The following is a 14,865-nucleotide window of genomic DNA, read 5'->3' as shown; positions in this document are numbered from 1 at the left end:
CTCCTTATAGTAAGGTCATAACCAACACGAGCGTATATGAATTTACAATAAAGGAATGAGGACAATGGCAATGGCTCGAGTCTACACGATGATGGAGGGTGCGAAGAAGAATAACGGTGCGCTGGCACACGGAATCGGATTGACGGCATTGCTTGCTATTATCGCCAAGTACACCGCAAGCCTTCCGTTGTTTAGCATAATGGGGCAGCTTGTCATTGCTATTATTCTCGGCATCGCATGGAGAGCCGCCTTTGGCGTACCTGAATCGATGATGGCAGGAGTCGCCTTCTCGAATAAGAAACTGCTCCGCTGCGGCATCATCCTGCTGGGCATGCGCCTCAACCTAGCCGATATCATCCAAGCAGGACCACAAGTTATTGCTATAGCGGCAATCAATATCGCTTTTACGATATTCGCCGTTTACGGGATCGCCAAGCTGATGAAAGTCGAGAAGCGGTTAGCTCTTCTAACGGCTTGCGGCACAGCAATCTGTGGAGCAGCGGCTGTTGTCGCGATCTCGCCGCAGATCAGAGCTAATGATGACGAAACGGCCATAGGCGCAGCCACGGTGGCTATATTAGGCACCATTTTCACGCTGCTGTATACAGTAATGTATCCGATCCTAGGCCTATCGGTTGCCGGATACGGCATTTTCTCAGGAGCAACGTTACATGAAGTAGCGCACGTAATCGCTGCAGCTGCACCAGTCGGGCAAGATGCAGTTGATCTCGCCATCGTTGTGAAGCTGACACGGGTTGCGATGCTTGTCCCTGTTGCTATTCTGATTGGCGTCTGGGTTAATCGTACGGATCGTAAAGAGAGCGGCGCTGCACGGCAAGTGGGCTTCCGGTCGATCCCGATTCCATGGTTCATTGTCGGGTTCCTTCTAACAAGCTGTGTGAATACAATGAGGATTATTCCAGCCGCGCTGGTTGATCAGTTGGTTCTCGCTGCCTATCTGCTCATTGCAATGGCGATGGCCGGACTTGGCCTCAATGTTGATCTTATTGCGTTCCGCCGTCTTGGAATTCGATCATTCGCAGCCGGACTGATCGGATCGGTGCTGCTCTCAGGCTTAGGTTATGCGCTCGTGAAGCTGTTCGGCTTGAATTAAGCGGGCGGTATTGGTCGATATTGAACGGGAACCTATAAGCAAGTCGGCTTCATTTTTGCCCATTATTGACCGCCTGGACCTGTTGCCTAAGCTGTCGGAAAAGGCTTGTCGAAAAATGCTAAAAACTTTTTAATTATTTTCTTATTGCTATCTGTGAAGTTTATGATATTATGAGTTGTGTTGTTGGAAAGTTGTTATTCAAAATATACGAGGATCTTTCCAGTAGCGAATAATTTTTGACCACATCCATTTACGGACGTTAAGGCCATACGGACAGCCGGGTCAAATGCCGATTGGCAACTTTGTTGCCTTATTGATTGAGCGAAGAGCTCAAATTTTATAAGTTCTGGTTTCTTTACGACCAATGCGTTAAGAGCGCATCAACTTGTGAAACGATCAATAAGAGTATTAAAGGCGATTATTTGCTATATAGACTCTGATCCGTTATCGATATATTTTGAATATTAATGTGCTTCCTTAAAAAGCCATGTCCCATGTGATGGTGACATTTAATATTCGTAATTTATATCAAACAAGTGTGATTCGCGACGATGCGTTTTTACGACTTGTTTTTTTTGTGCGTAAAAATCGATCGTTTGCCGGGTATTTGTTATTTTTAACCAAAAAATTCATGAGGTAAGGGGATTGAGAAATGGGCAAAGCGTTAGTAATTGGTTGTGGCGGTGTGGCATCGGTTGCCATCCACAAATGTGTTCAAAACAGTGAGGTTTTCGAAGAAATCTGTATCGCAAGCCGTACGAAATCGAAATGCGATGATCTGAAAGCAAAACTCGATGGCGGCAAAACGAAAATTACGACTGCACAAGTTGATGCAGACAATGTTGAAGAGCTGATTGCGCTGATCAACGAGTTTAAACCAGACATCGTTATGAACCTGGCTCTGCCTTACCAAGATCTCACGATCATGGATGCATGCCTGGCGACGAAGACACACTATATGGATACAGCCAACTACGAGCCGCATGATACGGCGAAATTCGAATACAGCTGGCAGTGGGAATACCGCGAGCGCTTCGAGAAAGCCGGCATCACGGCACTGCTCGGCAGCGGCTTCGACCCAGGCGTAACGGGCGTATTCTCCGCTTATGCACTGAAGCACTACTTCGACGAGATCGAGTACATCGACATTCTCGACTGCAACGGCGGCGACCATGGCTATCCGTTCGCAACGAACTTCAACCCAGAGATCAACATTCGCGAAGTATCGGCTAACGGCCGCTACTGGGAGAACGGCGAATGGATCGAAACGAAGCCAATGGAAATCAAACGCGAGTACAACTTCGCTGAAGTCGGCCCTAAAGATATGTACCTGCTGTACCATGAAGAGCTGGAGTCCCTTGCACAGAACATGCCAGGTCTGAAGCGTATCCGCTTCTTCATGACGTTCGGCCAAAGCTACCTGACGCACCTTCGCGCACTGGAGAACGTGGGCATGACGTCGATCGAACCAATCGAGTTCGAAGGCAAACAAATCATCCCGCTGCAGTTCCTGAAAGCAGTTCTGCCAGATCCAGCTTCGCTTGGACCACGTACAGTTGGCAAAACGAATATCGGCTGCATTTTCCAAGGCAAAAAAGACGGCGTTGCAAAAACGTACTATGTATACAACGTATGCGACCACCAAGAGTGCTACAAAGAAGTGGGATCGCAAGCGATCTCTTACACGACTGGCGTTCCTGCAATGATCGGCGCCGCAATGGTTCTGACAGGCAAATGGAACAAACCAGGCGTATACAATGTTGAAGAGTTCGATCCAGATCCATTCATGGAAGAGTTGAACAAATGGGGACTTCCATGGGTAGAAGACTTTAATCCGGTATTGGTTGATGACGGTCAGGATGCACCTGCAGTTGCAAAACAACCGGTAATGGTTCGCTAAGATGAAGTTCGAAGAGCTACCTACACCTTGCTATGTCGTCGACGAGGCGCTCATCGAGAAAAATCTGAAGATCCTCAGCGGCGTTATGCAGCGTACGGGAGCGAAGATCGTTCTAGCCCAGAAAGCATTCTCCATGACAACCATGTACCCCCTGATTGGCGAATACTTGAGCGGAACAACGGCAAGCGGCTTGTTTGAAGCACGTCTCGGTTACGAAGAAATGGGCAAAGAAACGCATGTCTTTGCCCCTGCCTACCGGGCTGAGGAATTGGATGAGATTCTGTCCATCTGCGATCACATTATTTTCAACTCCTTCTCCCAGCTGGAGAAGTTCAAGGATAAGGCGCTTAAGGCTGGCCGTAAGGTTGGCCTGCGCATCAATCCGCAATGCTCGACACAGATTGGACATGAGATCTATGATCCATGCTCCACGGGCTCGCGTTTCGGCGCGCTTGTCGATCAGTTCCGTCCGGAGCTGCTTGAAGGCGTGACGGGACTGCACTTCCATACGCTGTGCCAGCAGAACTCCGACGATCTCGAGACGACGCTTAATGCAGTCGTGGAGAAATTCGGCGAATGGCTGCCGAAGATGGAATGGATCAACTTCGGTGGTGGGCATCATATTACAAGAGATGATTATGATATCCCAAGACTCGAAGCTTGCATCAAACGTATGCAGAACGATTATGGCTTAGAGGTATACCTGGAGCCAGGCGAAGCGGTTGCGCTGAACGCAGGCTACATGGTTGCATCCGTTCTCGACTTTCATAAGAACGGCATCGATATTGCCATTCTCGATACATCTGCGACATGCCACATGCCAGACGTCTTGGAAATGCCATACCGACCGCCGCTTCAACAATCTGGCGAGCCTGGCGAGAAAGCATTCACGTATCGCCTTGCAGGTCAAACTTGCCTCACAGGCGACGTTATCGGCGACTATTCGTTCGATCGTCCGCTCCAAGAAGGCGACCGCGTCGTGTTCGAAGACATGGCGATCTACTCCATGGTCAAGACGAACACGTTCAATGGCATGCCGCTTCCGGCTATTGCGGTTAAAGGCCGTGACGGCGACTGCCGTGTCGTACGCGAGTTCGGTTATGAAGATTTCAAGACGCGTCTAGCGTGAAATAGAAGCAGGCATCGGTTCATGACCGATGCCTGCTTTTTTCATATCTAGATTGAAACACGTTCAGCCAAATAAAAGATATAGTCCGTCGAGACGCCCGTATGTCCTTGCTGCCTCAGCATTGCGGTGACATTGCCACGGTGGTACGTCCCATGGTTAACGACATGCTGCAAGATGTCAGAGAAGCGCGTATCCATTCGGCCATAACTAGGATGCTCAATGGTGATTGGCTTATCCGGATCAGGCGTACGATCTAGCAGTTCACGGAACTGCCGGGCAGCTTCAGCGAAGAGCTCCTGCATCTCAGCAAGCGTGCGGCCCTGAACATTCACTCTCCACTTCATCATCTCGGGATAAATAGCTTCGTTCGAGAGCCCTGACAGCACGGACATGAATAGCATCTCGAACACATACATATGGCCGAGCGTGACCGATACAGTCGGGAACACGCTTGTTATCTCGGCGTTGAACACGTCCTCCGGAAGCTGCTGAAGATGAGCGAACAGCCGATCGTTCGCCCAGAAATTGTAATCGTACAATTGGTGTGCATGATGAAGCATAGTGAAATCCACCTTTCTTGTATACGTTAATGTGTGGCTGGTTGCTTTTACCTTGCCTTTATCGTATACCAGCTTCACTGACAATGGCTGTCAGCGAAGTTCAAGCGGAGTCATCTTCTTCACAATTGCGCGCGATACGATACGCCATTTCCTTAATGGTATGCTTCAGCTCCTGCGGCTCCCGTATACGAATGGAAGTGCCGAATGTGATCAGATACATTGGCAGATACTTATTCATCGTCGCGGCGTCGAGCAGAAATCGAACATCGCGATCCGTCCGCTCCATCACATAGTGGCGCAGATGCCAATGACTGCACAATGCGTTCAGCGCATCGGGTTCTCCCTCGATTTGAATGACGATTGGTGGTTCTTCCGACTCCCGGTTCCTCTCCGATTGAACACGGAAATAGGCGGATGCGGAGAAATGATCCGGCTTCACGAATTTCGCCTCAGTCAGCTCCAAACGTTCGATGCGGTCGACTCGGAAAGTCCGTATCGCATGGGCTTGATGGCAAAATGCAGCCATGTACCATTCGTTCCGGTCATACGCGAGGCCATACGGATCGACTTCACGTTCATCGGCCTGCTCTGCTTTCTCTTTGCGATAAGCGATACGAACGGTATATCCTTCTTGCGCCGCCTGTTCCAGCTCCCTCAATAATGGAACGACGGAGGGCGGCCGGGCTGGCGAGATGACATCCAGGCCGTTCGTCTGGCGGAATAGATCATGCCGTTGTTCCTCATGCAGGCCGTTCTCCACCTTCTTGAGCGCGCTCTCCAGCTCCTCTGCATACGGATAACCTGCACCCTGCGCAAATTTATACGCATCCACGAGGGCTTTCAGCTCCATGGCGTTGAAGAACAATGGCGTCTCCTTGAAGCTGTCCAGAATGCGAACACCGCCATCGTGGCCCGCTTCCGCAACAACCGGCACGCCGCTGGCGCATAGCGCATCGATATATCGGTACACGGTGCGGACGCTAATCTCCAGACTGTCTGCAATCTGCGCAGCCGTAAGCTTCCTGCCTGATCGAAGCATCCACAGCATGGACAGCATGTTATCCCATTTGGCCACCGGAATTCCTCATTTCCACGCGATATTGAAGAAAGCGTCTATTAGAAGATAGTCGGTACCATGCCTCCATCCATCCGGATTGGAGAGCCTCTGAATGCCGATGCATATGGACTGCATACGAATGCGGCTAATCTGCCAATTTCGCTTGGTCGGATGAAGCGTTGAATTTCGGATTGAGGCAGGTTCGTTGTCATGAAACGATTCTCTTTCTCCGCCCAAGTCATATCCTCATTCGCATAGACACTTTCAATTATTTGATGCACATTCTCAGATAGTGTAGGTCCCGGCAAAAGTGTATTGATCGTTACTTCTGTACCGATTGTAAGCTTTGACAAGCTCTTGGACAAGGATAATAGCATGGACTTAGTTACCCCATAATGAGGCATTAACCCAGACGGCATTACAGCTTCTTCACTCGCAATAAACAGAATACGTCCGAACTCACGCTTCAGCATTTGGGGCAAATAGAGCTTGCATAGTCCATTGGCGGCTAGCACATTCGTGCGGAAATACGTTTCCCACACTTCATCGCTTACATCTTCATACTTCATAATCTCATAGATACCCATGTTGTTCACTAGAATATCAATATCGGGAAACTTATTAAATAAAGCAGCCCTTTGTTGGCTGTCAACGATATCTGCGGCCGCATTACGGGGCGTGGTCGCCGGAAACTCCGCCTTAATCTCTTGGACAACGCGTTCAACCTCTTCTTGATCGCGTCCATTGATCAACACGTTGACGCCTTCCCTCGCAAGTTCTTTTGCAATAGCTTTACCGATGCCTCTTGTCGACCCTGTGACGAGTGCTGTTCTATTCATTAATCCCATATCCACGATGCATATCTCCTTATTATCAACGTTCTCGATAATAATCGTAGCCCGATTGGATTAATCCGTAACTAGCCCACCACGCCAATGTTCATGCTTAGCGCGCCAATTCGATGGCGTATCTCCCTCCCACGTGCGAAAAGCGCGATAAAACGAATTGATATCCTCATACCCCGTTAAGAAAGCCACTTCCTTAATTTCTACCGACGGATCTGCTAAATGAACGAGCGCCTGTTCATGCCGGGCTTGTGCTAGAAGCTGCTTGAAGCTCACGCCTTCGTCAGTCAGTCGGCGCTGCAAGGTGCGGTTGCTCATCCCAAGCTCGGATGCGATATGCTGAATATCAGGCCGCCCCCTTGCGAAGCTCCGCTTCATAATCCATTTGACCTTCTCTGCAATAGAGGGGATGGGCTGCAGCTCATTCAATGATTGATCCAGAACAGGAGTCAGGATCTCAAGCAGTTCCTCGTTGTAGGAGACGAAGGGACGATCCAGATCTTCCTGAGACAATGTTAGACGATTGCATCCCGCACCAACTCGGACGGGGCAGCCAAAATAAATTTCGAGAGCAGATAAGTTACCCATTGGATGCATAAACTCAACCGACTGTGCCTTAAGGGGTTGCCCCGTGCCCCGACGGCCAAGCTCTAGAAGATACGCCAGCGTTATACCTATGAGTACCGGTGGCCCAGGTTGTTCCGTATCCAACCAATCCAGTTGTATCGTACAGTAGTCACTATTCTCGAATAACTGCAAGCTCTCAGGTGGACACAAGCGTTTGTATCGAACCATTCGATTAAGTGCGTCCCGATAGTCACGAGCATGAAAAGTGGCCAATGCAGCCGGAGGGTAATGCGTGGTCTCGAAGGCAGTGGCAAGCCTGATAATTGCATCAGCGGTATCCCCAATGAGGTCCGAATAAGCCTGCCAGATCGCGAAGTATTCGGAAGCGGCTACTGTTGAATCCGTGACAATAGCAGGCAGCAATTGTGCTTGGCGAGCAACTTCAGAGGCGGGAATGCCCAATTGGTGTAGTCCCGTCCAAAACCCCGGATGAATTCGGATACGGTTGGCGATCAACGACCTCCTATTCGATGCAGAATGCATGACCATTCTTCCCCCTTTTCGATTTGAAACCGAAAGGGCACCCTCTCAGGTGCCCCTTCCTTATGAATGATTACTTCTCATTGCGAGTGACTGCAAGGCGCTCCGAAACCATGCTGCCCGCTCCAACCGCCAGCGCTAGACCTACAAGGATCGCACCCACCCAAGGAAGAGATGACAGTGACAGGTGCGTAATGACCCATCCGCCAACGAACGCACCAACCGCATTGCCGAGATTGCCTGCTGAATGGCTCGACGTAGATGCCAACGCAGGTGCGCCTTTCGCGATACTCATGATCCGAACCTGCAGACCTGGCATAACGGCAAATGAACCCGCCCCCCAGACGAAGATCGTTGCCACCGCAGCGATCTCATTATGAATCGTGAACGTTAACGCCGTTAGCGCAATGACGATTACGCAATAGATGCCAAGAATCGAGGGCATCAGCTTCCAGTCCGCCAGCTTGCCGCCGACGATATTGCCGACCGTAACGCCGATGCCGAACAGAACGAGAATCCAAGTCACGCTATGTTCAGCAAAGCCTGTGATATCGACAAGCAGCGGCGTGATGTACGTAAAGACAGCGAACAAGCCCGAGTTGCCCAGCGCACAGATGAGCAGGAACACCAATAGCTTCGGACTGATCAGCGCTGCAATCTGCTGTTTGATGCTGATCGACTTCTCCTGCTTGAGACGCGGTATGAGAATAGCGACGCCGATTAAGGCGATAACGCCCATCAGCGCAATAGCACCGAAGGAGGCTCGCCATCCCATATGCTGCCCGATGTAGGTGCCGAGCGGCACGCCAAGAATGTTGGCGATCGTGAGTCCCGCCATCATGACAGATACAGCCCCAGCTCTTCGATCAGGATGAACTAAATTTGCTGCAATAACCGCTCCGACGCCGAAGAAGGTACCATGCGTCAAGGCAGTGAGCACCCGCGCTCCCATAAGAACGGCGTAATTCGGTGCTATCACCGATACACCATTGCCCACAATGAATAAGAGCATAAGGAAGATCAACAGCTTCTTCTGTGGAATCCGGTGCGTTAATACGGTAAGAATAGGTGCCCCTACTGCCACACCTAATGCGTACATTGTAATGAGCTGTCCAGCAGCGGAGATCGATACGTTCAGATCGTCTGCCACATTAGGCAGAATCCCCATAATGACGAATTCGGTCATACCGATAGCGAAGGCGCCAATCGTTAACGAGAGCAGAGAAATCGGGAAGCCCGATTTGGCTGTTCCTGAACGACGATTGGCATGTTGTGTGATTTCCATGATGCTGTACTTCAACCCTTTCAAACCAACTAATAAAGGCTAGCAGCATTCATTCTACTATAAGAGCAGCGGCGCGTCTCCCCGATTCGCATAATTACTCATTATTACTGCTTACATCTTCGGGGTAATTTTCGCTATAATATAATTAGTTAGGTAACCTAAAGGAGTATGTGGTTCTTCATGAATAAACGTAAATTAATAATACGCTTGGCAGGCTATCTGGTCTTCCTGCTGTTCCTGTTCTACTTAATAAGAAGCAGCGGCTACACTGTCGCAGACTTAACACCGGATACGATCCGAGAGATCGCACACGATGATATCGGCCTCATCATGCTGATTATGCTTGTCATTATGACGCTGCAGAACATCTTCACGTTCATTCCGCTTATCTTGGTCATTACAGCCAATATAACGTTATTCGGTTTCCTAGAGGGCTATCTGTACGGTTGTTTCTGCAGCGTCATTGGCAGCACGCTGGTCTTCCTGTCGATCCGTTATTTATTCCGCGACGTATTCGCGGGTTCGCCCAAGATCCAACAGTTTCAGGCTAGGATCGAGAAGAACGGCTTCACCTACGTGCTGTTCGGCCGTATTCTTCCGCTTATGCCGACTAACCTAATCAATATTACGTCGGGGTTAAGCACGATCCGAACAACGCATTTCGTTCTCGCAACGACGATCGGCAACCTGGTTTATGGCCTCGTCCTCTCCTCGTTGTCCTTCGGCTTAATATCCGCATCGGCTCACAACCGGATCTACATTATTGTGACCGTCATCGTCGTCCTAGCGGGCATTTATCTTTATCGTATTAATAAGAAGAGACATAAGAAATCGAATGAGGTTAACTTATAAACGAGAGAAGGCAGGCCGGAAATCCGGACCTGCCTTCTTTGCTTTTCCATATAGAATGGACCCTCACACGAAGTATCCCCTTTTAGCTACAACTATGATTGCAGCTCCTGCAGTTTATCCCTAATGGCGTCGCTGTCGGGTAGGATTATTGAGGCGCTTTTTAGAATTCGGACAGCATCCTCCCTGTGACCTCTCCATTTCATCGCATCGGCAATTTGAATAAACTGATACTCCGCTGTATAGTACCGATCTGGCTCGTTCATCTGCATTCGCTGATATTCCGCAACGGCCTCGTCTACTCCGGCGGATGCAGCAACTGCGGCGATCGCGTGAGCGGCGGAACGCTTAATATGCTTGATGTTCGAGCCAAGCATCCAATCGATAATTGGATAAGATACATTGTCCATCCACAAATATTCGCAGTTAGTCATAACGACAATTCCGATATTCGATTCAGGAAGGAGAAACAGATTGCTCAAGAAGCCAGTATCCCATCCCGTATGGGAAAGAATCCGCTGCCCGTTATACTCACCAATAAACCAACTGAGCCCAACCTGCGCATTCACCAGGGCAAAACCGGTCGCAGCATGTGGTTTCCACATCGTATCATAGCTGTCAGGCTGCAGCACTTCATTACCGTTCTCCGCAACTCCTCGGTTCAGATGCATCAGCATGCACTGACACATGTCCTCTGCATTCGTATACAATGTAGAGCTTGGACCGTGCGCCCGATTATAGGGAAAAATGTCGCTTACGCTGACTCCGTATCCGTTAGCGGCACCAAGCACGTGAGGTGAAGACAGCTGTGTCTCAACCTCCTGTTTCAGAAACGAACTGGACCGCATTCCTGCCGGTTCGAGGATATACGTTCGCATATACTGCTCAAAGCTCATTCCGCTAACCTTGGCGATAAGATCGCCAACAATTTCGAAGCCGATATTGCTGTAGGCGAATTTCTCGCCAGGATCACTTAGCAGCTTACGGTCGCTCAGACCCCGTACATAACGCTCAAGACTTTGCTCATCATATTCCGGCCTGCCCCATCCGTAGTCGTCCTCGTCAGGCATACCTGAATTATGGTTCAATAGCTGCCGTACTGTAATCCTGTAATATCGCTCGTCGTCTATTGTGAAATAAGGCAGATATTGCGAGACAGGGGCGTCCAAATCCACTTGGCGGCGTTCGACTAACTGCATAACGGCCGAGGCAACGAAGGTCTTGGATACGGAGGCTTGATGGAACAATGTGCTTCGTTCAACGGGAGTGCATGTTGATAGATCTGCCGTTCCATATTCACCAACAAACCAAACTCGGTTGTCCTTAACGATGCCAACGGATAAACCCGGCATCTGCTCTTGTGTCGCAAATTCGGTTAGCATTTCATGCAGCTGACCCGCTAAATCGGGATTACTCTGTATCATATCTTTGCCCCCTTCATTCGTTGATCCAATCGTATCAACCGCCAGCCGATCGGGATATGGAAGAGTCATCTATAGTCAATTCATACACAACAAAGCCGCATCGGATGGGATCCAATGCGGCTAAGGCGAACTATTTTCTAGTGTAGACGATTTTCTTAATGCTCTCGCAGGACAGACAATAATGATCGGCAAGCTCCGCAATCGTGCCCCCTGCTTGAAACTTCTGGCGAATCTCTGTATTTCGGCTGTGCAGGTATGCTCGGTTTCCAGAGTTCTCACCCCACTTCTTACGGAGCCCCTCGGGAATCGGTACATATAGAATTTCGCCCTGCACATACTTTTGAATTTCTTTGATCAACTCTTCCGGAAGTACTGCGTCTGCGTTTAAATATTTCATCGCTGCTCTGCTCCTTAACATATGAAATGTTGAAGGGTGGCAAAGCCCGCACTACGATATGGCGGTAAAGGTATAACGAAGCTCTATGCAAACAACCGCCGTTGTTTGTAGTGTAGACTTTGCACAGAGCGAAGCGGTTTGCGATTCATTCCAACCATATTCATTCTCCTTCCAAGCTGTCCTTGATGAGACTATGGCTCACCTTTATATTCTACATACGTTTTTATTTTCCTTTTATTCTCTCCAACTTCAAGAACAGCTCATGCTATATAAAAAGCCAGTCTCCGGCACTGTACCGGGCAACTGGCCTTATCGATTTCACACCTAATGAATGTCCTTCTTCTTAAAGTTTCCGCCCTTTACTTCCGCCACGTCGTAAACCATAACGAATGCGCTTGGATCGAGCTCATGGATGATTTCTTTCATTTTGCTCTCTTCCAGCCGGTTAATGACGCATGTGATTTCTTTGAACTGCTCGTTGGAGTAACTGCCCTCCACGAGATTATAGGTAGCGCCGCGTCCGAGTCGGTCACGAATCGTCTCGACCATGACTTCTGGGTGCTTGGTAATGATTTTGAACGTTTTGGCCCCGCTGAGACCTTCTTCAACGATATGGATGACCTTCGAGGCAATGAAATACGCAATACCCGACAGTATCGCCCCTTGCAGACCGAATATGGTCGACACGACGATAAACACGAAGGTGTTCAGGAAGAGGATCAAGTCACTGGTTCCGAACGGCAGTTTGCGTGACAGCAGTACAGCCAGCATATCAATGCCGTCCAATGCGCCGCCATTCCGCAGAGCAAGACCCATGCCGAAGCCGATAATAATACCGCCTACGACGGTAATGAGCAGCGTATCGCCTTCAATGATTGGCGTTAACTCATGCATAACAGCTGTGCCGACGGCCAGTGAAGCAATGCCAAGCACGGAGAAGATAGCGAAGCTTTTGCCAATCTGCTTGTACCCGAGAAAAATGAATGGAATATTAAGCACCGCGATTAGAAGTCCTAATGGTAATCCAATTAGCTCCGATCCCACGATACTGAGACCCGTCACGCCGCCGTCGGACACGTTGTTCGGTATTAGTACGGCTTCAAGCCCGTATGATGTTATGAATGCTCCTATAACCACCATAAGCCCTCGTAGTACCTTTCTTGCCATGGCAGGCTGTTTGCGTGCTGCTTGTCCTGCCTGTCCCATCTGTCCCGTCTTCATGTCTTACCCTCATTTCGGTTTGATCTAGGCTGAAATACGCTTTGCGAATTCCAAATATAAGCTAAAGGATAGCCACCTGTTGACTGCATGATACCACTTTCGGCCTCTCGTTGCTATTTTTTTGCTGGGTACAAGGGCTGTGTCCAATCATCCTGCAACTTTGCGTTGGCGGATACGTCTATAAAGTTGGCATCTAGATAATTCCAGATAAACCATTGCCATAGGGGGATCGATATGAAACAAGAGAGAAGAACAATGTTTCGGATTATCGGGGTATGGCTTGCGGTCTTGCTGCTCGCGGCAGGACTAGTCGCATGCGGCAGCAGCGACAGCGGGAGATCGGAGTTAAAGGCCGCTGACGCAACGACTTCGACGGAGTCTGCGTCAGCGGCTAGTTCAGAGGCGGCGGACGGACATTCGGACGCGGACACCAACGCTGCGGCGAACACTGCAGCGGAGGCGCCTAGTCAGTCGGGCAGTGGAATAGCAGATACGGCTGCCCAAGCGGACTTCAATCGGCAGGTCATCTATACGGCCGATCTGCAGATGCAAGTGAAAGACTTCGCCGGTGCGCGGAGTGCGATCGATAAGCTTATCGCGAGCAGCGGCGGCTACCTGCTTTCTTTTACAGAAAATGAGTCAACCAATCGTATGAGCGGCTCGTTCAAGATCAAAGTGCCGGCCAAGGGCTTCAATTCGTTCATCAGTGCGATCGACAAGCTGCCCGACAAGAAGCTGAGCAAAAGCATCAACGGCGAGGATGTGACCGAAGAATACGCGGATCTATCGGCTCGGTTGAAAGCAAAGGAAGTCGCTGAGGCACGGTTGATCTCCTTCATGGAGAGCGCCAAGACGTCAAAGGATCTCGTCGCCTTCTCTAATGAACTCGCGCAAGTTCAGGAGGATATTGAACGGATTAAGGGCCGCATGCGCTACATCGACCAGAATGTTGCGTACTCCACCATCAACATCGATATGTATCAGAACCTGAATGGCGATAATAGCACGGAGTTGGATCTGAACGAGAAACCAGGATTGATGAAGAAAGCCGGGGATGCCCTGCAGCAGAGCTCGGATATGATCGTTGCATTCGGCAAGGCGCTTGTTATTATCGCAGCATTCCTGCTCCCGATTCTTCCGATTGCCGCAATCATCATCCTTATCGTTATTATTGTGAATCGCCGCCGCAAACGGACAGCTCCCGTTCCTGCGGCTCAGATCGCTCCGCCGGTGAATGACCCGGCAACTCCTGTTGATATTGATAGCGATGTTGAAGGCGACGGTAATAACGATGACCAGAAGTGATTCCTTATAGCATGAGAAAAGGCACCCCATGATGGGCAATGTCATTAAGTTAAGGTGCTGAACCAAATATCCATGTAAAGGAGCAGGTTATCGAAAGATAGCCTGCTCCTTTTTTTCGTGAAAAAGAGTAAAAGAACTTGACAAGCAGTTGGAAATGTGTGGCGAGGCCCCTTGAAAAAATGAGGAGGTTTTCACCACATGAATGCTTACGCAAGCTCATTAAAACAAAAGCTGACATCCCTCATACGAGAAATGTCAGCGACACCAGCACCTTATGTCAAAAACCCTGAAAAAGATTTTACACGGAAGAAAAAGCTTCCCTTTGAAACAGTTATGCAACTCCTGATTTCAATGGGTGGCAACAGCCTTTACAAGGAACTCTTAGAATCGCAAGGCTATGATGCTAACACAGCAACCACTTCTGCTTTTGTGCAACAGAGGAATAAGATTCTGCCCTCTGCTGTGGAGTTCTTGTTTCACAAATTTACGCAATCGCATAAGGATCTCAAGTGTTACCGAGGGTATCGGTTACTTGCCATTGACGGTTCGGATTTGCATTTTGCCACTGACCCTACGGATACAGATACCTATTTTCAAAGTCAACCGGACGCAAGAGGCTACAATCTTCTAAATCTGAACGCAAAGGATGGAACTATGTCATACGGGTAAAGG

General features: G+C 49.4%; 14 protein-coding genes. 6 read left to right on the top strand and 8 right to left on the bottom strand.

Going from position 1 to position 14,865, the window contains the following annotated elements:
* Positions 1–88: 88 nt before the first annotated feature.
* The 3 genes from H8B09_RS16740 (at position 89) to nspC (ending at position 4,143) form a co-directional block, all read left to right on the top strand.
* On the top strand, positions 89–1,114 hold the full coding sequence (locus tag H8B09_RS16740) for a YeiH family protein (RefSeq protein WP_191205144.1): 1,026 nt from the start codon (positions 89–91) through the stop codon (positions 1,112–1,114).
* A 652-nt stretch (positions 1,115–1,766) separates the two neighbouring features.
* A complete protein-coding gene (locus tag H8B09_RS16735; RefSeq protein ID WP_191204698.1) occupies positions 1,767–3,014 on the top strand; it encodes a saccharopine dehydrogenase family protein in 1,248 nt (415 codons plus the stop codon).
* Between the two features lies 1 nt (position 3,015).
* A complete protein-coding gene (nspC, locus tag H8B09_RS16730; protein WP_191204697.1) occupies positions 3,016–4,143 on the top strand; it encodes a carboxynorspermidine decarboxylase in 1,128 nt (375 codons plus the stop codon).
* A gap of 47 nt (positions 4,144–4,190) precedes the next feature.
* On the opposite strand, the gene H8B09_RS16725 is transcribed toward nspC, so the two are convergent.
* The 5 genes from H8B09_RS16725 to H8B09_RS16705 all read right to left on the bottom strand — a co-directional run bounded on the left by H8B09_RS16725 (position 4,191) and on the right by H8B09_RS16705 (position 8,997).
* A complete protein-coding gene (locus H8B09_RS16725) occupies positions 4,191–4,703 on the bottom strand; it encodes a DinB family protein (RefSeq protein ID WP_191204696.1) in 513 nt (170 codons plus the stop codon).
* Positions 4,704–4,803: 100 nt separating this feature from the next.
* Positions 4,804–5,778, bottom strand: coding sequence for a helix-turn-helix transcriptional regulator (locus H8B09_RS16720; protein WP_191204695.1), 975 nt, complete (start codon positions 5,776–5,778; stop codon positions 4,804–4,806).
* Positions 5,779–5,819: 41 nt separating this feature from the next.
* Complete coding sequence (locus H8B09_RS16715) at positions 5,820–6,614, bottom strand: SDR family NAD(P)-dependent oxidoreductase (protein WP_191204694.1); 795 nt, start codon at positions 6,612–6,614, stop codon at positions 5,820–5,822.
* Positions 6,615–6,668: 54 nt separating this feature from the next.
* Positions 6,669–7,715: an AraC family transcriptional regulator gene (locus tag H8B09_RS16710; RefSeq protein ID WP_191204693.1), complete on the bottom strand. Its 1,047-nt coding sequence runs from the start codon at positions 7,713–7,715 to the stop codon at positions 6,669–6,671.
* A 70-nt stretch (positions 7,716–7,785) separates the two neighbouring features.
* On the bottom strand, positions 7,786–8,997 hold the full coding sequence (locus H8B09_RS16705; RefSeq protein WP_191204692.1) for an MFS transporter: 1,212 nt from the start codon (positions 8,995–8,997) through the stop codon (positions 7,786–7,788).
* 180 nt (positions 8,998–9,177) lie between these two features.
* Here H8B09_RS16705 and H8B09_RS16700 point away from each other — a divergent pair, with 180 nt between their 5' ends.
* Entirely contained in the window at positions 9,178–9,849 is a 672-nt protein-coding gene (locus H8B09_RS16700; RefSeq protein WP_191204691.1) for a TVP38/TMEM64 family protein, read from the top strand.
* Between the two features lie 92 nt (positions 9,850–9,941).
* Here the strand turns inward: H8B09_RS16700 and H8B09_RS16695 are convergent, their stop codons facing one another.
* The 3 genes from H8B09_RS16695 to H8B09_RS16685 form a co-directional block, all read right to left on the bottom strand.
* Entirely contained in the window at positions 9,942–11,270 is a 1,329-nt protein-coding gene (locus H8B09_RS16695) for a serine hydrolase domain-containing protein (RefSeq protein WP_224753694.1), read from the bottom strand.
* A 130-nt stretch (positions 11,271–11,400) separates the two neighbouring features.
* Positions 11,401–11,667, bottom strand: a complete 267-nt coding sequence (locus tag H8B09_RS16690; protein WP_191204689.1) for a CD3324 family protein — start codon at positions 11,665–11,667, stop codon at positions 11,401–11,403.
* A 324-nt stretch (positions 11,668–11,991) separates the two neighbouring features.
* On the bottom strand, positions 11,992–12,834 hold the full coding sequence (locus H8B09_RS16685; RefSeq protein ID WP_191205143.1) for a YitT family protein: 843 nt from the start codon (positions 12,832–12,834) through the stop codon (positions 11,992–11,994).
* Between the two features lie 288 nt (positions 12,835–13,122).
* On the opposite strand from H8B09_RS16685, the gene H8B09_RS16680 reads away from it, so the two are divergent.
* The gene (locus tag H8B09_RS16680; RefSeq protein ID WP_224753693.1) at positions 13,123–14,193 is read left to right on the top strand and encodes a DUF4349 domain-containing protein; all 1,071 of its coding nucleotides are present in this window, start codon (positions 13,123–13,125) and stop codon (positions 14,191–14,193) included.
* A gap of 198 nt (positions 14,194–14,391) precedes the next feature.
* A complete protein-coding gene (locus H8B09_RS30550) occupies positions 14,392–14,862 on the top strand; it encodes a hypothetical protein (RefSeq protein WP_224753692.1) in 471 nt (156 codons plus the stop codon).
* Positions 14,863–14,865 lie beyond the last annotated feature (3 nt).

The sequence above is a fragment of the Paenibacillus terricola genome, assembly GCF_014779765.1.
GTDB lineage: Bacteria > Bacillota > Bacilli > Paenibacillales > Paenibacillaceae > Paenibacillus_T > Paenibacillus_T terricola.
The sequence above is the reverse complement of the archived record's forward strand: the minus strand, read 5'-3'. Positions and strand labels throughout refer to the sequence as shown.